At 63.8% G+C, this 18,564-nt stretch carries 17 protein-coding genes and 1 pseudogene; 17 read left to right on the top strand and 1 reads right to left on the bottom strand.

Features of this window, described 5'->3' with window-relative positions; translation table 11 throughout:
* Nucleotide 1: 1 nt before the first annotated feature.
* Nucleotides 2-1,402, bottom strand: a complete 1,401-nt coding sequence (asnS, locus tag BP05_RS08360; RefSeq protein ID WP_496362373.1) for an asparagine--tRNA ligase — start codon at nucleotides 1,400-1,402, stop codon at nucleotides 2-4.
* A gap of 125 nt (nucleotides 1,403-1,527) precedes the next feature.
* Between asnS and BP05_RS08355 the strand changes: the two genes are divergently transcribed.
* From BP05_RS08355 to BP05_RS08275, 17 genes and pseudogenes are all read left to right on the top strand, one after another.
* On the top strand, nucleotides 1,528-1,866 hold the full coding sequence (locus BP05_RS08355; RefSeq protein ID WP_496362371.1) for a HesB/IscA family protein: 339 nt from the start codon (nucleotides 1,528-1,530) through the stop codon (nucleotides 1,864-1,866).
* A 108-nt stretch (nucleotides 1,867-1,974) separates the two neighbouring features.
* Nucleotides 1,975-2,811 (top strand): tyrosine-protein phosphatase, encoded by an 837-nt coding sequence (locus BP05_RS08350; RefSeq protein WP_496362369.1) that lies wholly within the window; start codon nucleotides 1,975-1,977, stop codon nucleotides 2,809-2,811.
* A 268-nt stretch (nucleotides 2,812-3,079) separates the two neighbouring features.
* Complete coding sequence (locus BP05_RS08345; RefSeq protein ID WP_496362367.1) at nucleotides 3,080-3,655, top strand: polysaccharide biosynthesis/export family protein; 576 nt, start codon at nucleotides 3,080-3,082, stop codon at nucleotides 3,653-3,655.
* Nucleotides 3,637-5,028, top strand: a pseudogene (locus tag BP05_RS08340) (GumC family protein); the annotation flags it as partial. The gene BP05_RS08345 and the pseudogene BP05_RS08340, both read left to right, overlap by 19 nt.
* Nucleotides 5,014-5,799 (top strand): CpsD/CapB family tyrosine-protein kinase, encoded by a 786-nt coding sequence (locus BP05_RS08335; protein WP_496363116.1) that lies wholly within the window; start codon nucleotides 5,014-5,016, stop codon nucleotides 5,797-5,799. The pseudogene BP05_RS08340 and the gene BP05_RS08335, both read left to right, overlap by 15 nt.
* A 13-nt stretch (nucleotides 5,800-5,812) precedes the next feature.
* Nucleotides 5,813-6,973 carry a hypothetical protein gene (locus tag BP05_RS08330; RefSeq protein ID WP_496362365.1) on the top strand — a complete coding sequence of 387 codons (1,161 nt, stop codon included), beginning with the start codon at nucleotides 5,813-5,815 and terminating at the stop codon, nucleotides 6,971-6,973.
* Nucleotides 6,974-7,134: 161 nt separating this feature from the next.
* A complete protein-coding gene (locus BP05_RS08325; protein WP_496362363.1) occupies nucleotides 7,135-7,545 on the top strand; it encodes a hypothetical protein in 411 nt (136 codons plus the stop codon).
* A 76-nt stretch (nucleotides 7,546-7,621) separates the two neighbouring features.
* Nucleotides 7,622-9,022, top strand: coding sequence for an O-antigen ligase family protein (locus BP05_RS08320; protein WP_496362361.1), 1,401 nt, complete (start codon nucleotides 7,622-7,624; stop codon nucleotides 9,020-9,022).
* Nucleotides 9,023-9,036: 14 nt separating this feature from the next.
* Nucleotides 9,037-10,470, top strand: a complete 1,434-nt coding sequence (locus BP05_RS08315; protein WP_496362359.1) for an undecaprenyl-phosphate glucose phosphotransferase — start codon at nucleotides 9,037-9,039, stop codon at nucleotides 10,468-10,470.
* An 81-nt stretch (nucleotides 10,471-10,551) separates the two neighbouring features.
* The gene (locus tag BP05_RS08310; protein WP_496362357.1) at nucleotides 10,552-11,742 is read left to right on the top strand and encodes a glycosyltransferase family 4 protein; all 1,191 of its coding nucleotides are present in this window, start codon (nucleotides 10,552-10,554) and stop codon (nucleotides 11,740-11,742) included.
* Nucleotides 11,743-11,745: 3 nt separating this feature from the next.
* The gene (locus BP05_RS08305; protein ID WP_496362355.1) at nucleotides 11,746-12,894 is read left to right on the top strand and encodes an O-antigen ligase family protein; all 1,149 of its coding nucleotides are present in this window, start codon (nucleotides 11,746-11,748) and stop codon (nucleotides 12,892-12,894) included.
* Complete coding sequence (locus tag BP05_RS08300; protein ID WP_496362353.1) at nucleotides 12,884-13,642, top strand: acyltransferase; 759 nt, start codon at nucleotides 12,884-12,886, stop codon at nucleotides 13,640-13,642. The genes BP05_RS08305 and BP05_RS08300 overlap by 11 nt, the downstream gene beginning before the upstream one ends.
* An 8-nt stretch (nucleotides 13,643-13,650) precedes the next feature.
* Nucleotides 13,651-14,718 (top strand): glycosyltransferase family 4 protein, encoded by a 1,068-nt coding sequence (locus BP05_RS08295; RefSeq protein ID WP_496362351.1) that lies wholly within the window; start codon nucleotides 13,651-13,653, stop codon nucleotides 14,716-14,718.
* Between the two features lies 1 nt (nucleotide 14,719).
* Nucleotides 14,720-15,841 (top strand): DUF1972 domain-containing protein, encoded by a 1,122-nt coding sequence (locus BP05_RS08290; RefSeq protein ID WP_496362349.1) that lies wholly within the window; start codon nucleotides 14,720-14,722, stop codon nucleotides 15,839-15,841.
* Between the two features lie 52 nt (nucleotides 15,842-15,893).
* Nucleotides 15,894-17,243 carry an oligosaccharide flippase family protein gene (locus tag BP05_RS08285; RefSeq protein WP_496362347.1) on the top strand — a complete coding sequence of 450 codons (1,350 nt, stop codon included), beginning with the start codon at nucleotides 15,894-15,896 and terminating at the stop codon, nucleotides 17,241-17,243.
* 82 nt (nucleotides 17,244-17,325) lie between these two features.
* Entirely contained in the window at nucleotides 17,326-17,943 is a 618-nt protein-coding gene (locus BP05_RS08280) for a class I SAM-dependent methyltransferase (RefSeq protein WP_496362345.1), read from the top strand.
* 118 nt (nucleotides 17,944-18,061) lie between these two features.
* Nucleotides 18,062-18,564 (top strand): dTDP-glucose 4,6-dehydratase (locus tag BP05_RS08275; RefSeq protein ID WP_496362343.1); only part of this gene is annotated, 503 nt, incomplete at its 3' end.

Raw genomic sequence — 18,564 nt, 5'->3', positions numbered from 1 at the left:
ATCAGAATTCCGCGCTGCCCGGCGCACGCGGATACGGGATCGCGTCGCGGATGTTGCCCAGGCCGCACACGTACACCACCAGGCGCTCGAAGCCGAGGCCGAAGCCCGCGTGCGGCACCGTGCCGTAGCGGCGGAAGTCGCGGTACCAGCCGTAATGCGCCGGATCCAGGCCGAACTGCGCCATGCGCGCATCGAGCAGGTCCAGGCGCTCCTCGCGCTGGCTGCCGCCGATGATCTCGCCGATGCCCGGGGCGAGCACGTCCATCGCCGCGACGGTCTTGCCGTCGTCGTTGAGACGCATGTAGAAGGCCTTGATGTGCTCGGGGTAGTTCATCACCACCACCGGGCGGCCGACGTGTTCCTCGGTCAGCCAGCGCTCGTGCTCGGTCTGCAGGTCCAGGCCCCATTCGACCGGGAATTCGAACTTCCTGCCCGACTTCTGCAGCAGCGAGATCGCATCGGTGTAGTCGATGCGCTCGAACGGCGCGTTGATGAACTTCTCCAGGCGCGTGATCGCGTCGGGCTGCACGCGCTCGGCGATGAACGCCATGTCGTCCATGCGCTCGTTGAGCACGGCGCGGAACAGATACTTGAGGAAGGCCTCCGCCAGGTTCGCGTCCTCGTTGAGGTCGGCGAAGGCGATTTCCGGCTCGATCATCCAGAACTCGGCCAGGTGGCGCGTGGTGTTGCTGTTCTCGGCGCGGAAGGTCGGGCCGAAGGTGTAGACCTTGCTCAGCGCCAGGCAATAGCCCTCGACGTTGAGCTGGCCGGACACCGACAGGAAGGTCTCCTTGCCGAAGAAGTCGCGGCCGAAGTCGACCTCGCCCTTGCCGTTGCGCGGCAGGTTGGCCATGTCCAGGGTGGACACGCGGAACATCTGCCCGGCGCCTTCGGCGTCGGACGTGGTGATGATCGGCGTGGAGATCCAGTAGAAGCCCTGCTCGTGGAAGAAGCGGTGCACGGCCTTGGCCAGGCAGTCGCGGATGCGGGTGACCGCGCCAAACAGGTTGGTGCGCGGGCGCAGGTGGGCGACTTCGCGCAGGAATTCCAGCGAGTGGGCCTTGGGCTGGATCGGATAGGTCTCCGGATCCTCGACCCAGCCGACCACTTCCAGCTTCGAGGCCTGGATCTCGAACGCCTGGCCCTGGCCCTGCGAGGCCACCAGCGTGCCGGTCGCCACCACCGCGCAGCCGGCGGTGAGGTGTTTCACTTCGGATTCGTAGTTGGCCAGGCTGGCCGGCGCCACGACCTGGATCGGCGCGAAGCAGGAGCCGTCGCTGACATTGACGAAGCTCAGGCCGGCCTTGGAGTCGCGCCGGGTGCGCACCCAGCCCCGGACGGTGACTTCGCCGCCCGCGGGCAGCTTGCCTGCGAGCGCATGTTCGACGCTGACGACCGTCATGCCTTGAATCCTGGCCGCTGCGGGCCGATATGGGGAAAGGCGGCAAGTTTACCCAATCGTTCAGGCCACGGCCCAAGCGCCCGTACCGCAGAGCCTATAATTCCAGCATCACTTCGGAGTTCCGCATGGCAGTCACCCTCGCTCCCGCCGCTCTCGCCCGCGTCCAGCGCTACCTCGCCGAGACGCCGGATGCGATTGGCCTGCGCTTTGGCGTGACCCGCACCGGTTGCTCGGGCTGGCAGCACTTCGCCGACCTCGCCAGGGACCAGCGCGAAGGCGATACGGTGTTCGAGCAGGAAGGCGTCCGCATCTACGTCGATGCGCCGAGCCTGGCGCTGGTGGATGGCACCCAGATCGACCTGGTCAAGCAGCGGCTGGGCGAGCAGTTCCTCTTCCGCAATCCCAACGCGAGCGCGGAATGCGGCTGCGGCGAGAGCTTCACCACGGACGCCGACGCGGCCTGAGCCCGCGACACAGGGCGCGCACCCGATGCCGATGCGTGACGGCAGGCGCGATGCCATGCCGGTAACCCGCCGTATGCTGCGTGCCGCTTCCGCGCCGGCCTCTTCGCGATGATCGACCTGCACTGCCACCTCCTGCCCGGCATCGACGACGGTGCCGTCGACCTGGCCATGGCGCTGCAGATGGCGCGGATCGCGGCCGGCGACGGCATCACCGCGATCGCGTGCACGCCGCACATCTACCCCGGCATGTACGAGAACGACGCCGCCGGCATCCGCGCCGCCGTGACCGCATTCCAGGCCGAGCTCGATGCTGCCGGCATCGCCCTGCGCCTGCACGCCGGCGCCGATGTCCACCTCGATCCGCAGCTGGTCGCGCGGATCCGCGACGGCGAGGTGCCGACGCTGGCCGGTTCGCGCTACCTGCTGCTCGAGCCGCCGCACCACGTCGCGCCGCCGCGCTTCGAGGAAGCGGTGTTCGAGCTGATGGCCGCGGGGATCGTCCCCGTCGTGACCCATCCCGAGCGCCTGAGCTGGATCGAGGACCACTACGACGTCTTTACCCGCCTCAGCCAGCGTGGCGCCTGGATGCAGGTCACCGCGGGCGCGCTGACGGGCCGCTTCGGGCGCCGCGTGCAGTACTGGGGCGAGCGTTTCGTCGACGAGGGCCATTGCGCCGTGCTCGCCACCGATGCCCACCACCCGACGCGCCGACCGCCGTTGCTGCGCGAGGCCTGCGAGGCCGCGGCGCGATTCGTCGGCGAGGTCGAGGCCGGGCACATGGTCCGGACCCGGCCGGCGGGAATCGTCGAAAACCTGGCGCCCGAGGCTTTGCCGGAACTGCTGTTCCGCCGCGCGGAGTTCCGCGGACCATCGCGCGCCGCGCCGGCGCAACCGCTGCTGGGCCGGCTGTTGCGCTCGCTGCGCGGACCGGCGCGCCGCGAATGAGCGGGTCGGGACGCGTCTAAGAAAAAGTCTCGGGTCGCCGCGGAGTTCCGCCTTCCGCGCGGACGTTAGAATTCGCGCCCTTTGGCAGGACGGGCCCGCGCCCGGCGCCTGCGTCGCCGTGTTCAGTTGGGGAAGTCCGTTGCCGTACCGGAATCGAGTGGTCGTGCTGCTGTGCGCGATCCTGCTATTAGCCTGCGCGTTGTCAGCCTGTGCCAGTGGGCGCGGCGTGGGAGGCACGGCCGTCGCCGATCTGCCGCCCGTTGACCCCGTGGCCGAAGCCACCGGCCGCCCCGAGTACCGCATCGGCCCCAACGACCTGCTCAAGGTCACCGTCTTCCGCGTGCCCGAACTCGACCGCCAGGTCCGCGTCAGCAACGACGGCCGCATCAGCCTGCCGCTGGTTGGCGCCCTCGCCGTGGCGGGCCGCACCACCGCACAGGTCGAGGCCGACATCGCCGCCGGCTACGCCGCCGGTTACCTGCGCGACCCGCAGGTCAGCGTGTTCGTGGACGAATTCGCCAGCCAGCGCATCACCGTCGGCGGCGAGGTGAAGAAGCCGGGCATCTACCCGATCACCTCGCACCTGACCCTGCTCCAGGCCCTCTCTCTGGCCGAGGGCACCAACGACATCGCCAGCCTGCACAACGTGCTCGTGTTCCGCACCGTCGGCGGCCAGCGCCAGTACGCGCGCTTCGACGTCAAGGACATCCAGGCCGGCAAGGCCGCCGATCCCGAGCTGATGGGCGAGGACGTGGTCGTGGTCGATACCTCAGGCGGCAAGGTCGCGCTGAAGACCCTGATCCAGCTGACGCCGCTCGTGGCCGTATGGCGGGCTTACCGATGAGTCCGGCGACGACGCGCGAACCCGCGCACGACAACGCGGCCGACGACGAGATCGACCTGCTCGAGTACTGGCAGGTCCTGCGCGACCGCTGGCTGGTGGTGGCGGTGGTCGCGGCCGCGATCTTCCTGCTGGCGCTGGTGCTGACCCTGCTGGCGACGCCGGTGTTCCGCGCCTCGTCGACCCTGCAGATCGAGCGCGAGTCGATGAAGATCGTCAACGTCGAGGGGCTCACGCCCACCGAGTCGCCGATGGACCGCGACTTCTACCAGACCCAGTACGAGCTGCTGCAGAGCCGTTCGCTCGCGCTGCGCGTCGTGCAGGACCTGCGCCTGACCGGGCACGAGCAGTACGCCAAGACCATCGCCAAGGTCGACGCGGAACTCGCCGCAAAGACCGGCGCCACCCCCGCCTCGCGCAACGCGCAGCAGAAGCGCGAACAGGCCCTGGTCGAGCCCGTGCTCAAGGCGCTCACCATCGAGCCGGTGCGCAATTCGCGCCTGGTGCGGGTGAACTTCGACTCGCCCGATCCGGCGCTGGCCGCGCGCGTGGCCAACGCCTACGCCGACGCCTTCATCGCCAGCAACCTCGAGCGCCGCTTCGACGCGTCCTCGTACGCGCGCAAGTACCTCGAGGAGCGCCTGGCGCAGGTCAAGGGCCGGCTCGAGGATTCGGAGAAGGCGCTGGTCGATTTCGCCACGCGCAGCCAGATCGTTTCGGTCGGCGACGACAAGCCCTCGCTCAGCGCGCAGAACCTGTCAGACCTCAACGCCGCGCTCGCCGAAGCGCAGGACAAGCGCATCGACGCCGAAGCCGCCTGGAACCAGGCCAGCCTCGGCGACGGCCTGGGCCTGCCGCAGGTGGTGTCGAGCGACCTGATCCAGAAGCTGCGCGAATCGCGCTCGCTGCTCGCCGCCGAGTACCAGCAGAAGCTCGGCACCTTCGGCGCCGACTACCCCGCGATGAAGGAACTGGCCGGGCGCATCGCCGAGACCGACCGCCAGATCGCGGTCGAGGTCGCCAACATCCGCAGCTCGATCCGCACCGAGTACGACGCCGCGCGCCAGCGCGAGGAACTGCTGGAGCAGCGCCTGGGCGGGCTCAAGGGCGACGTGCTCGACCTGCAGGGCCGCAGCATCCAGTACAACATCCTCAAGCGCGAAGCCGAGACCAACCGCCAGCTCTACGACGGCCTGCTGCAGCGCTACAAGGAAATCGGCATCGTCGGCAACGTCGGCACCAACAACATCTCGGTGGTCGACCGCGCCGAGGTGCCGGAGAAGAAGCACTCGCCGCGCCTGACGCTGAACCTCGCGATCGGCCTGCTGCTGGGCGGTTTCGCCGGCGTGCTCGCCGCGTTCGTGCTGCACCACCTCGACCGCACCGTGCACTCGCCCAAGGCGCTGGCCGCGGCCACGCACCTGCCGGTGCTGGGCGGGATCCCCAAGCTGCCCGCCGGCACTACGCCCGCAGCCGCGGCGGCGGACCTGCGCTCGGCGTTCGCCGAAAGCTACCGCTCGGTGCGCACCGCGCTGCAGTTCGCCACCCCGCACGGCCTGCCGCGCAGCCTGCTCGTCACCAGTGCCAGCGCGTCGGAAGGCAAGACCACCACCGCGATGGAACTGGCGCGCAACATCGCCCAGCTCGGCCAGCGCGTGCTGCTGGTCGATGCCGACCTGCGCAATCCGTCGGTGCACCGCATGGCCGGGCTCAGCAACGGCAAGGGCCTGTCCAACCTGCTCGCCGGTGGCGCGCAGGCCGGCGACGTGATCCAGGCCGGCAGCGAGTCGACGCTGCGCGTGATCACCTCCGGCCCGCTGCCGCCGAACCCGCCGGAGCTGCTCGCCGGCCCACGCCTGGCGGAACTGCTGCAGCAGCTGCAGGCGGAGTTCGACGTCATCGTGCTCGACGGTCCGCCGGTGCTCGGCCTGGCCGACGCGCCGCTGCTGTCGCACCAGGCCGAAGCGACGATCCTCGTCGCCACCGCCGAACGCACCCGCAAGGATGCGTTGCAGGGCGCGCAGCAGCGCCTGCACGGCGCGCGTGGCCACGTGATCGGCACGCTGCTGACCCAGTTCGACCTGTCGCGCAAGGGCGAGGCCTACGGTGGCTACACCTATTACAGCTACGGCGGCGAAAACGCCTGATGCGCGCCGCGCGGTGCGCTGGCTGCTGGCCGGCGTGCCCGCACTGGCGCTCGCCGTCGCGGCCGCACTGCTGCTGCGCGTCGACGCCGACGTCGGCGCGCCGCTGGGCCCGGACCGCTGGCTGCAAGCGGCCGATACCGATCACGGCAACGCGGCCGCAAACGCGCAGCGCGCCCGGGCGATGCTCGCCACGCGCCCCATCGACGGCCGCGCCTTCCGCCTGCTCGCGCAGGACACGGTCGCGTCGCCGGGGCGCAGCGACGCCCTGTACGCCATCGCCGCGCGGCGCGCGCCGCGCGATGTCGCCACCCGCGCCGCGCTTGCCGATCGCGCCTTCGCCGCGGGCGACATCGGGCAGGGGATCGAGCACATCGACGCGCTGCTGCGCGTGGCGCCGCAACTGGGCGATGAACTGCTCGGCCAGCTCGCACCGCACCTGGGCGACCCACGCCTGCGCGAGGCCCTGGCCGTGCGCGTCGCGCGTTCGCCCAACTGGCGGCCGGCGCTTGCCGGCGCGCTGCTGGCAAATACCGATCCGCAGGCGGCCGTCGACCTGCTAGCCGCGATCGCCCGCGCCGACGCGCTGACGCCGGCCGAGTCCAGCACCCGCATCACCCTGCTGCAGCGCCTGCATCGCGATGGCGACGCGCGCGCCCTGTGGCTCGCCGCCTTGCCCGCGCACGACCGGGCAGGGGCCACGGCCACCGTGTTCGACGGGGGCTTCGAGCATCCCGACGTCGCCGACGGCTACGGCTGGCGCATCGGCCAGGCGCCCGGCGTGGCGATCGCGTTCGAGCCTGGCGACGCCGCGCAGGGCGCAAGCGCGCTGTGGCTGCAGTTCGAAGGCCGCGCCGTGCAGTGGCTGCCGGTCGAACAGATGCTGGTGCTGGCGCCCGGCGCCTATCGCCTGACGCTGGCCGCTAACAACACCACCGACAGCGCGCGTCCGTTCGCGCTCGACGTCGTCTGCCGCGAAGGCGGCAGCGTGCTCGCGACCCTGCCACTGCCGGCGGCGGCCACGCGTCCGCGCTGGAACACGACGGATCTCGCGTTCACCGTGCCCGCCGGATGCGACGCGCAGCTCGTGCGCCTGCGCCACCTCGCGCGTTCGCTCGCAGAACGCCGCATCACCGGTGCGCTCGGCCTCGACGCGGTGGGCATCACTGCCCTGTAGTTTGCCGATTGCCAACGTTCGCACGCGCGCAGAGTCACCACCGCCACGAAACCCGGCGTCGCGTCCATAAGACTTGTTCTGATATGGCCACGCGGAGGCGTGCCGTATCCTTCCGGCATCCATGCGCGCCCGACACGCGCGCATCAACTTGAGGGGAAGTGATGAAGCAGCGTTTCCTGGGTCTGTCGACCCTTGCCATGGCCCTGACGCTCGTCAGCGGCGCCGCCCTGGCCGAAGCGCCGTCCGCGCTGGTGAGCGTGCGCGCCGGCTCCGGCGAAGTGCAGATCGGCAGCACCACGCTGGGAGCCGGGCAGAGCGCCGGCGCCAACGCGGGCGATGCGATCACCGTGACCAACGGCAGCGCCGTGGTCACCTTCGCCAACGGCTGCACCGTGCCAGTGACCGGCAGCTACACCGTTCCGGCGCAGGCGCCGACGACCTGCGCCAACGACGCCAAGCCGCGCAAGCACGTCCCGACCAGCTCGATCGTGGTGGGCGTGGGCGTTGCGGCCGCCGTGGCCGGCGCCGCGAGTGGCGGTGGTGGCGGCAGCGATAAGCCGTCCAGCCCGTAAGACACGCCAACAAGCGACATCCGACGGGCCGCCCAGTGCGGCCCGTTTTTTTCCGCGATGTCGCGCCCGGTCCCTGATGATTCCGACCCCAGCCCTTTCGCGCACCGCCACTGCCGGTGATCGCGTCGCCGAAGCCGTCGCCGCGGCGCTGCTCGTGGCCGCGTTGCTGTTTGGCGGCGGCCCGCGCGGCATGGGCGATTTCGTCGTGCAGTTGCTGGCCGCGCCCGCGTTGCTGCTGGGCCTGGCGCGCTGGCAGCGGGGCACCGCCAACCGCTGGCAGAAGCTGTTCCTCGGCTTGAGCGCGGCCGCCGTCGCGCTGGGCCTGCTGCAGTTGCTGCCGCTGCCGGCGGCCTGGTTCGCGCACCTGCCGCAGCGCGCGGCGATCCTCGCCGAGCTGCGCAGCGCCGGCGTCGACGCCGGCTGGCAGGCGATGACGCTGGATGCCTGGGGCAGCGTGCGCTCGGTCGCGGCCTTTGTGGTGTTCGTGGCGATGTGGCTGCTGGCCAGCACGCTGCCGTGGGCCGCACGCCTGCGCCTGCTGCAGCTGTGCCTGCTGGTCGCGGTGATGGAGGCGCTGCTCGGTTTCGCCCAGGCTGCCGCGGGCACGCACGCGCCGATCCGCTTCTACGACTACCACCATGCGACAGGCGCCATCGGCACCTTCGCCAACCGCAACCACTACGCCATCCTGATGGCGATGCTGGCGCCACTGGCGATGGCCTTCGGTGTGGCCGCGTCACGCCGTGCAGCCGAGTCCGCGGTGCAGGGCAGGGGCGTGCACCGTGCGGTGAGCGCCGGCTGGTACGCGATCGCCCTGCTGCTGGTGCTGGCGTCGGCCCTGTCGTATTCGCGCGCCGGCTTCGCGCTGACCCTGCTCGCCGGTGGCGCGGCGCTGGTCGCACTGCTGGTCACCTCGGGCCTGCGCCCGCGCCGCGGCTGGCTGCTGCCGGTTGCGTTCATCGCCATCGCGGCACTCGCCGTCGGCGTGTATGCGTGGGACGGACTGGCCCAGCGCCTCACCCAGGACCCGCTCGAGGACCTGCGCTGGCAGTACCTGCACTACGGCCTCGGCGTCGCCCGCGACTACCTGCCGTGGGGCAGCGGGTTCGGCAGCTTCCGCTGGGTGTATGCAAGCGCTGAACCTGTCAGCGCCATGACCTACGTGTATGCCGACCGCGCGCACAACGACGTGCTGCAGGTCGCCGTCGAAGCCGGAGTTCCGGGCTTGTTGTTGCTGGGCGCATTCGTGGCACTGCTGGTCACTGTCTGCCTGAGAACTTTTCCCATGGGGCGTGCCCGTGCGCTCGCGGATCATGCATTCACCAGTGTGATCTGTGTCGCAATCTGGGCGCCACTTGCGCATTCGCTCGTGGACTATCCATTGCGCACCCACGCGGTCGCCCTGGTACTGGCCCTGATGCTCGCCTGCCTCCTGGATTCCAACCGGGACGCCGACCGTCGCGCCGGTCCGCCGTAACCCAGGGGATGACCATGTTCTTTGCATCGATGCCGCACGAGCTGCGGCGCGCCAGCGCGAGTCCCGACAAGTACACGGCCCTGTTCTCGTGGGGGCTGCGCCTGGCCGATGTCGCCGGCATCACGCTGGCGGGATGGCTGGCCTACTGGCTGCGATTCGACGCCATCAACGTCGATCTCGAATACCAGCGCCATCTCGCCCGCGGCGTGCTGTTCGCGCTGCTGGTCTTCAGCATGTCGCCGCTCTATCGCAGTTGGCGCGGCCGCGGCCTGGCCGGCGAGTTGTGGACGATGCTCGGCGCCTATGCCGCCGCGTTCGTCGTCGCCTTGCTGTACGCCACCGCATTCAAGCTCACCTCGGACATCTCGCGCCTGTGGTGGGGCAGCTGGTTCCTCGCCGCCGTCGGTCTGGGCACCGCTTCGCGCTTCGTGTTCCGCGGCGCCGCCGCGTGGACGCGCCAGCGTGGCATCGACCTGCGCAATGCCGTGATCATCGGTGCGGGTGACGACGCGGCGCGCATCGCCGACCACCTGCAGCGCCAGCCCTGGGCCGGCATCCGCGTGCTCGGCTGGTTCCAGACCCAGGCCGAATTCGGCGCGCGTCCCGCGCTGCCGCGCCTGGGCGACATAGACCAACTCGCCGACTGGGTCGACGCCCACCACGTCAACCAGGTCTGGATCGCGCTGCCGATGAGCGAGCAGGCGCGGATCGAACGCATCCTCGCCGCGCTCGAGCACTCCACCGCCGACATCAAGTTCGTGCCGGACCTGCTCGGGCTGCAGCTGATCAACCATTCCGTCGAGCAGGTGGCCGGCCTGCCGGTGATCAACCTGCGCGCCAGCCCGTTTGACGGCGATGCCCGACTGCTCAAGGCGATCGAGGACCGAGTGCTCGCCGCGCTGATCCTGCTGCTGATCGCGCCGCTGCTCGCCGCCATCGCCATCGGCGTCAAGCTCAGCTCCAGGGGCCCGGTGCTGTTCCGCCAGCCGCGCCACGGCCGCGACGGCCGCGTCATCGAGGTGTGGAAGTTCCGCAGCATGTGCGTGCATGCCGAAGCGCAGGGACAGGTGACCCAGGCGACCAGGCACGACAGCCGCGTCACCCCGTTCGGCCGCTTCCTGCGCAGCTCCAGCCTCGACGAGCTGCCGCAGTTCATCAATGTCCTGCAGGGCACGATGTCGATCGTCGGCCCGCGCCCGCACGCCGTCGCGCACAACCACCACTACAAGGACGTGGTCGACAACTACATGCAGCGCCACCGGGTGAAGCCCGGCATCACCGGCTGGGCCCAGGTCAACGGCCTGCGCGGCGAGACCGACACGCTCGACAAGATGGCCGCGCGCGTGGAGTACGACCTGTACTACCTGCAGAACTGGTCGCTGTCCTTCGACCTCAAGATCATCGCGATGACCGTCCTCAAGGGCTTCATCGGCAAGAACGCGTATTGAAGAGCGCGAGATGCAGGTCCGGATCCCCATGGTTCGCCTCAAGTCCGCGGCTAGCGAAGCGCGACGAACGAGCGTTTGATTATGAAAATTCTATTTCTCAACACGTTCTATGCCCCCGACATCGGAGGGGGTGCTGAAGTCACCCTTCAGGAGCAGGTTCAGCAGATGCGCGACAAAGGCCACACCGTCGCGGTGGCATGCCTTTCGTCTCGAAAAAGAAAAACCTTCGAAGACGTTGATGGCGTAAAGGTGTGGCGCGTTCCATGTCGAAACGTATTTCTCCCCTTGCGCCTCTATCCAAACAAATGGCTTCGTTACCTCTGGCAGGTCTTTGACTACTACAACGTTCGCGCCCGACTTGATGCGCGGAAGATACTCAAAGAATTTCAGCCGGATGTGGTGAGTTGCCACAACTTGGCCGGATGGTCGATTTCTGTATGGAGTGAAATCCGCAGGGCGGGTGTTCCCATCGTGCAGGTATTGCACGATCAGTACCTAATGTGCCCACGATCAGCGATGTACAAGAACAATGCTCGGTGCGCCACGCCGTGCATAACCTGTCGGGCCTTTCGCGCCCAGCATAAGAGGAGCTCACGCCAGGTTTCTGCCGTGGTCGGTGTAAGTGATTTCGTTCTGAACAAGTTTCTAAAGAACGGGTACTTCTCCGGCTCGAAGAGGCGGCTTGCAATTCGAAACGCACGTAAGCCAGGAGTCCTGCCTGCTGCACAAGTTGAAACAGGCGAGGTTCGATTTGGCTTCATTGGATCGATCATTCCACCGAAAGGGCTGGAACAACTAATCCGGGCGTTCATTCGCGTGGCGGATGCGCACTGGCGACTCTTCGTTGCGGGGCGCGATGACACACCGCACGCGGCTTTCCTCAAGGAGGAGCTGGTCGATGAGCGAATCATTTGGCTCGGGCATCAGAAGCCCGCTGACTTCTTTTCAAGTATCGATGTAACCGTCGTGCCATCAGTTTGGGATGAGCCGCTGGGTATGGTCGCGGTTGAATCAATCATGGCAGGGCGGCCTGCCATTGTGAGTACTAGAGGCGGGTTGCCAGAAATAGTCACGGCTGGGAAAAACGGACTCATCTTTTCTCCCGATATTGACGGGGATCTCGACCGCGCGTTGCTCAGCTATGCAGCTAATCGCCAATGGTGGAAGGACAGAGCGGAGAGCATTTCTGATTCGGTCACCACGATAAAAACCGTCGATACATGGGCTGGCGAATGGCACCGACTGTACCTAGAAGTGGCAAAGGGCGGTTGAGTCGTGCGTAAGTCCACAGCCGTTCGGGTCCAAATTCTCGCAATTTTGTCATTCACCCTGTTTAGCGGGATAAGTTTCTCGCTGGCGAACTTGACGATTAATCCCGAACGGGTGGGGGTGGTACTGGCACTGCCGCTCCTAGGCGCGCTTTGGTTTCAGTCCGTTTACGTTAGAGACCTGCGCCTTGCCATCGTTCTGTCCCTATTCTTTCTACTGGCACTCGCCAGTGCGGGGGACGGATGGGGTCAGAGGTATCTGATCTATGCGGGGCCGATGGTCTATTGCGCAGTCGCCTCTCGGCTGAAGTGTGACAGTGCCGAATTTGAATCAGGCACGAAAGGATTCGCCTTCGGCTTCTTCGGTTTGTCTGTTCTTCTCTATCTGCTCGGGCCGAACGTTTTCCCCTCTTGTTTCGAAGGAAGCAGGTTCAGATTGTTGCTATTCGAACCAAATATTTATGGGGCGTTTGCAGGGTATCTCCTGCTGGTCTGTTATCCGTTTCTCCGAGCGAATTGGTCGAGCATCGTTCTTGGGGCGCTCGGACTCGCAAGTCTGACGATTGCGTTTTCGAAAGGACCGTTCATTGGCTTTGCCTTGGGGCTCGTATTCCAGGTCGGGTCAGACAACCGTCTCACACGCTTCCGTCGCGTGCTTGCTGTGCTGACTGCTGCATCTGCAGCTGCTGTCGCCGCTTGGCTTGCGACAAATAGCACGACCTATCAGGAGCTCTTTGCGCGCCAGTCCACGACGGATGTGCGCTTGGAGCTATTCAAGGACGGGTTCAAGGAATTTCTAGAGCGACCATTGCTTGGGCATGGCCCAATCAGTTTCGGAGCAAATAGCCAGGATTTGCTGATCAATCTTGGCTCCGATAATCCAAAGAATCTGTGGCTGGGCCAGCTTGAGCTCGCCTACTTGCACGACTTTGGTGTGGTGGGGTGGGTCGCCGTCAATCTGTTCCTCCTGAGCCTCATTGCGAAGGCAATGAGGGAAGGGGGCGCGATCCGAGTCGCACTAGTGGGTGGATTCCTCTCGATATACGTGGCCGCTCAATTCACTTCGACGCATACCACGGGGTTGTTCTGGGCAGCGGCTGGAATGATGGCGATATCGCTAACTCATCGAATCAAGAGTTCAAAGAATGGGGCGTAACTTGATGGTGGAGCTCATCTATTCAATCGCCGAGAAGGCTGCTGGCTTCGCAAAAGGCAGGCCTTACAAAATCGATAGAGGGATCGCGTTCGGCGATTTACTCGCCTTTTGTTCAGGAAAGGTCATTGCTTTGCTCAGGGGCGCGCTGGCTTTTCGCGTTAGAACGCCTTGCTTTGTTGGCAAAAGTGTAAGGATCACTTGCCGCAGGAAGATCCGCCTCGGCCGAGGCGTAAACATTGGCGACTATGTCTGCTTGGATGCGCTATCGAAGGACGGAATTACGCTGGCTGACGGAAGTGCGATTGGGGACTACACAATCGTCAGGGCGACCGGGGTTCTGGGGGAGATAGGTGTTGGATTCCGGTTGGGCACTGGCTCTTCCTTGGGTCCGTTTGGATATGTCGGCGCTTCAGGCGGTGTAGAAATTGGGAGCAAGGTCATTGCAGGTCAGCGAGTCAGCTTTCATTCCGAGAATCATGTCTTCAGTGACCTCCGCAAACCTATTAAGGATCAAGGGGTGACGCGGGAGGGGATATTCATTGGCGACAACTGCTGGATTGGTGCCGCCGCTACGTTTCTCGATGGCGTCAGGCTTGGAGAGGGGTGTGTGGTTGCGGCGGGAAGTGTCGTTACTAGAGGCAGCTATCCATCGAATTCAGTTATTGGCGGAGTGCCGGCAAAGATTCTTAAGAATCGAGACGAGTCCAGTTCGGGCGTCTTCGCCCGAGAGAGTGCAGTAAGCGTATGAGAATTGGCGTGGATTTTCATACCTGGGATGGGATCTATCAGGGTTCTCGCAGTCACATCCTGGGACTGTATAAGGCCGCAATCACTGCTTTTCCGGAAATCGACTTCTACTTCTTTGGTAGCAATCTCGGAACGCTTTTGAAGCAGCATCCAGAGTTTGCAGGGCGAAACGCGCACTTGGTTGAAATGCGTCGCGCGCCGGCTGTCTGGCGCCTGCTGTTTCAACTGCCATTTCTGTCGTTCAAGTTCGATCTGGATGCGCTGCATACCCAATATCGAATCCCATTCATCAGCAAGGGAATCAGCGTCTGCACGATTCACGACGTCCTAGTGGAATCGCACCCTGAGTACTTCTCTGCCAGATTCGCGATTCTTGCGCGTCGGATGTTTCGATACGCGGCTAAGCGCGCAGACGTACTGCTCACAGTTAGCGACTTCTCTAAGAGAGAGATCGCCAGGCTGTATGGGCGTCGTGCGTCCGTCACGCACAACGGCGTGGACTTTGCGCGATTCAGTCCCCGAGCTTTGGACGCAAACACGCTGAAGCGATACGGTTTGAGTGAGTTTGCCTACTGGCTGTCGGTTGGAAGGATTGAGCCTCGAAAGAACTACGTAGGAATTATCAGAGGGTGGATCTCAAGCGGTAGGACGGACTTGCCACTTGTGATTGTCGGTCAGCGGGATTTCCGATTTGACGACGTATTCGTGGAAGCTGAGAGATGCGGGCTCTCAGGGCAAATCAGATTTCTTGATGACGTCTCCGATTCGGATCTGCCTTCTCTTTATGCGGGATGTCATGCCTTCCTCTACTTGTCGCACGCGGAGGGCTTCGGTATGCCGGCTCTTGAGGCGCTAGCGTGCGGCGCCCCGGCGATTGTTTCGGATCGAACGTCCTTGCCGGAGATTGCCGGAAACGTTGCAACGGTTGTAGATCCGATGAATGTTCAGGAGGTTGGACGCGAGATGGCTCGCCTTTGCAGGAGGGATTCAGCGATTGAGTCAAACGTAGAGCACGCCAAGAGGTTTTCATGGCCTTCGTCGGCACAAACCTTGGTCATGGCAATTAGGGGTCGTTGAAGTGGCAGTGCAGAAGATGAGGATCGCTATAACCGGGATTCGCGGAGTTCCCGCGAGTCACGGCGGTTTCGAAACGTTTGCCGAGCGTCTAGCGCTCTATTTGGTCGAGACGGGTTGGGATGTGGTTGTCTACTGCCAGGTCGACGGGGCAGTCAAAGCGCATGAGGATCCTTGGAAAGGGGTCGTCCGGCGTCATATCGGTTGCGGCTCCACTTCGGCGTGGGGGACCATCGAATTTGACGCTCGATGCATCCTGGACTTGTTGCTCCGAAGATCAGAGCGAAGGTTGGTGCTTACGCTCGGATACAACACGGCAATCTTCAACGGCCTCTTGCGGTTGGCTCGCATTCCAAACGTAATAAACATGGATGGGCTGGAGTGGAAGCGCAAGAAGTGGAGGTGGTTCGAAAAGGCGTGGCTTTGGTTGAACGAACGCTGCGCCTCGCTATTCGGAAGTCACCTTATCGCGGACCATCCGGGCATTGAGCGGCACCTTCTGTCTTTCGCTCCCGCCGAGAAGGTCTCCATGATTCCGTATGGCGCCGACCGGATCCAGGCGACAAGCGATGTCGTGCTGAGTAGGTTCGGCTTGCGGCAGGACGAATATGCGCTATTGGTTGCGCGTCCTGAACCAGAAAACTCGATTTTGGAGATCGTGACTGCGTTCTCACGGAGCCGGCGGCCAGGAAAGCTAGTAGTCCTCGGGGCGTTCGATGCAAAGAAGGATTATCACGCAAAGGTGCTAAAGGCTGCGAATGAAGATGTGCTGTTCCTTGGTGCCATTTACGACAGTGGCGTGGTCAGTGCACTGCGAAAGTCTAGCCTCGTGTACGTTCACGGGCATCGAGTCGGTGGAACGAATCCGTCACTAGTCGAGGCACTGGGCTGCGGATCCGGAGTGCTTGCGCACGACAATGAGTTCAATCGGTGGGTGGCTGGGCCTTCGGCGATGTACTTTGATTCGGTGGAGTCTTGCGAGGAGGGCTTTGACAGGGTCTTTGAGAAAGAGAGGCTGAATGAGATGCGCCTCGGGAGCGAGTCCAGATTCCGGGCGGACTTCCAGTGGCCGCAGGTTCTGCTTGCGTATAGGCAATTGCTTGAGGCTGTCAGTGCAAAGCTCTGATCAAGTCTCACGTAGGCTGGTCTCAGGTGGGGTTGGCGCCGGCGTAGCCTCCATGCTCGGTAGCTTGCTTGCATTTCTAATTCCCATCTTTGTCGCCGGTTTCCTTCCCTCGGAAGGCTACGTAAGGTTTGCTTTGGCGTGGTCGCTTGGCCAAGTCTTTGTCGTCGTATTCTTCGAATGGTTGCGCTTGAGTCTCCTGCGATATGGAGGCTCCGCGAAAGACGTAACAGACAAGCTTATGCAGTGGTATCTGCAGACAAGTTTTGTCTTAGTGCTAATCGCAGGAATGGCAGTGGCAATTCCCGTTCCGATACTTGGGGGCAAGCTGCTTGCGTTGTCTATTGTGTATGCAATTGCACAAGGAATCTTCGATGGCACGCAGGCAAAAGCCAAAGCAGATTTCGACGATGCCTCCTATGCAAGGTCCTTGATTGCTCGTGCAGTTCTTTCCGTGGTTGCCGTTGTTGTGGTCGCAGCAATGACGCGAAATGCGGTGTTTGCATTTCTTGCTCTCATCGCTTCGTACTTCGCATCGTCCGCGTTCGCTGGGCGGCGCGCTCAGATGCGCTTTCGTCTCAGGTGGAGTGCAGAGGGGTTTCGTTCAATCGTCTTTCTTGGCGCGGGGCTTGCTGTTGCACAGGTGGCAACCTTGCTGGCTTTTCTCGGGGTTCGTTGGCTAATCGCACATAACGGTGGTCCCTCCGCTACAGGCGGAGCAATTCTTGCGTTGGATTTGACCCAGCGCGCGGTCAGCGTGCCTGTTTCCGCCGTGAACATTGTTCTAGTTCAGGTCGCAATCTTGAAGCGAGGCGGAGAGAGAAGCGCGTTGAATGTAACTCGTCACATTGTTGCGATGACAGCTTGCATCGTTCCGATAGTTTTTGGCCTCGTCGCGGTGTTGCCGACTCTTTTAAGAGTGCTGGTCTCTGAGGAGTACGTAGGAGCGTTCTCGGCGACGGTGATGGCCGCGAGTGTTTGCGCCGGGGTCGCCGCATTCAAGGTGTTCGCGGTCGAGTCCATGCAGCTGGTGGAGGAGGATGGGATAGGGGCCGCCAAGGGGTCCATTGCTGGCTTAATCGTGGCTGGAGTTTGTGTGCTCCTAGTCGCTAGGAGTGGGAGCCCCGCGGCATTCGTTTGGGCGCTTGCGGTCGGGCTGGCTACCAGTAGTGCCATCGGGTTGCTGCGCTTGAGTGTTTGGAGGCTGGGCGGCTGGCCAAATCAAGCTATTAAACAACTCTTGATTGCGTGCGGTCTCGCTGGCGGGTTCTTTTGCTCGTGTGAAGTCATGGGCCTTAGTCGCGTCTTGTCGGCGTCGTGTGCTGTCGCGTTGTACGGCATCGTGTTGCTGTCACTCAATTTTTTGGAGTGTCGCTTGACGTTGGAACGGTTCGGAAGGGCTTGAAAGGCGGTGGTTTTGGCGCTGGTGACATCGCTATTGATGTGATCTGGGGTGAGTGTAAGAACGGCATGAGGTGGTTATGCGAGTGAAGCAGGTGGATCAAAGTCATTACGATTTTGGTCGATACATGTCCAAGCAGCGTTGGATGAGCGTCTGGCACCAAGTAGATGAAATGCTTAAGGTGAGGCCAACGTCGATCTTGGAGGTTGGGCATGGATCGGGGGCGTTTAAGGCCATTGCCGCGCAGTTTGGATTGCCGGTTCAGACCGTTGACCTCGATCCGGATTTGCGCCCGGACTACGTAGCTGACGCCGAAGACCTTCCCTTCGAAGATTCCAGTTTCGATGTCGTTTGCGCGTTTCAGATGCTTGAGCATCTACCTTATGAGGCTGCGCTGAGCGCATTCTCCGAAATGATTCGAGTAAGCGCGAAGAACGTCGTCATTAGCTTGCCGGACGCGAAGAGGATTTACCGGTTTGCAATTCAGATTCCTAAGCTTGGTGAGCTTTCATTCTTCTATCCTCGCCCGAGGATCGGTTTGCAACGTCATCAGTTTGATGGTGAGCACTATTGGGAGATCAACAAGAGCGGCTATTCGCTTACTAGGGTCCTGTCTGATTTGTCGCGACGAGCGAATCTGGTTAAGACATTTCGAGTTCGAGAGAATACGTATCACCGCTTCTTTGTGTTCGCAAAGAATTAGGCAGGGGCGGTCGCTTCCCTGATCAGGAGAATGGAGTTCTCAGGGGCAATTCGTGGGGTGGTCGCCCTGGCGTTGCACGTTCCGCCCAAAACTTGGTCGTTTTTCTACGGAGGTGTTGGTGGCAACTTGGCTTGTGACCGGTGGCGCCGGGTTCATTGGCGGCAATTTCGTCCTGGAGGCGGTTCAGCGCGGGGTGCGCGTCATCAACCTCGACCTGCTGACCTACGCGGGCAACCGCGACACGCTGTCGCCCCTGGAGGGCAATCCGGACCACGTCTTCGTGCAGGGCGACATCGGTGATGCGCAGCTGGTCGAACGCCTGCTGCGCGAGCACCGCCCGGACGCCGTGATCAACTTCGCCGCCGAAAGCCACGTGGACCGCTCCATCGACGGTCCCGCGGCGTTCGTGCAGACCAACGTCGTGGGCACGCTCAACCTGCTGGAGAAGACGCGCGACTACTGGAAATCGCTCGACGCGCCGGCGCGCGATGCCTTCCGCTTCCTGCACGTCTCCACCGACGAGGTGTACGGCACGCTGGGCGACACCGGCAAGTTCACCGAAACGACCGCGTTCGCGCCGAATTCGCCGTACTCGGCTTCCAAGGCTGCGTCCGATCACCT

Source organism: Lysobacter oryzae DSM 21044, assembly GCF_059568595.1.
This window is presented reverse-complemented; position numbering and strand designations above follow the sequence as displayed.

Excerpts from the sequence above, each read along its gene's own strand:
- asnS (WP_496362373.1), bottom strand. The coding sequence starts at position 1,402 with ATGACGGTCGTCAGCGTCGAACATGCGCTCGCAGGCAAGCTGCCCGCG.
- BP05_RS08355 (WP_496362371.1), top strand. The coding sequence starts at position 1,528 with ATGGCAGTCACCCTCGCTCCCGCCGCTCTCGCCCGCGTCCAGCGCTAC.
- BP05_RS08350 (WP_496362369.1), top strand. The coding sequence starts at position 1,975 with ATGATCGACCTGCACTGCCACCTCCTGCCCGGCATCGACGACGGTGCC.
- BP05_RS08325 (WP_496362363.1), top strand. The coding sequence starts at position 7,135 with ATGAAGCAGCGTTTCCTGGGTCTGTCGACCCTTGCCATGGCCCTGACG.
- BP05_RS08320 (WP_496362361.1), top strand. The coding sequence starts at position 7,622 with ATGATTCCGACCCCAGCCCTTTCGCGCACCGCCACTGCCGGTGATCGC.
- BP05_RS08315 (WP_496362359.1), top strand. The coding sequence starts at position 9,037 with ATGTTCTTTGCATCGATGCCGCACGAGCTGCGGCGCGCCAGCGCGAGT.
- BP05_RS08310 (WP_496362357.1), top strand. The coding sequence starts at position 10,552 with ATGAAAATTCTATTTCTCAACACGTTCTATGCCCCCGACATCGGAGGG.
- BP05_RS08300 (WP_496362353.1), top strand. The coding sequence starts at position 12,884 with ATGGGGCGTAACTTGATGGTGGAGCTCATCTATTCAATCGCCGAGAAG.
- BP05_RS08285 (WP_496362347.1), top strand. The coding sequence starts at position 15,894 with ATGCTCGGTAGCTTGCTTGCATTTCTAATTCCCATCTTTGTCGCCGGT.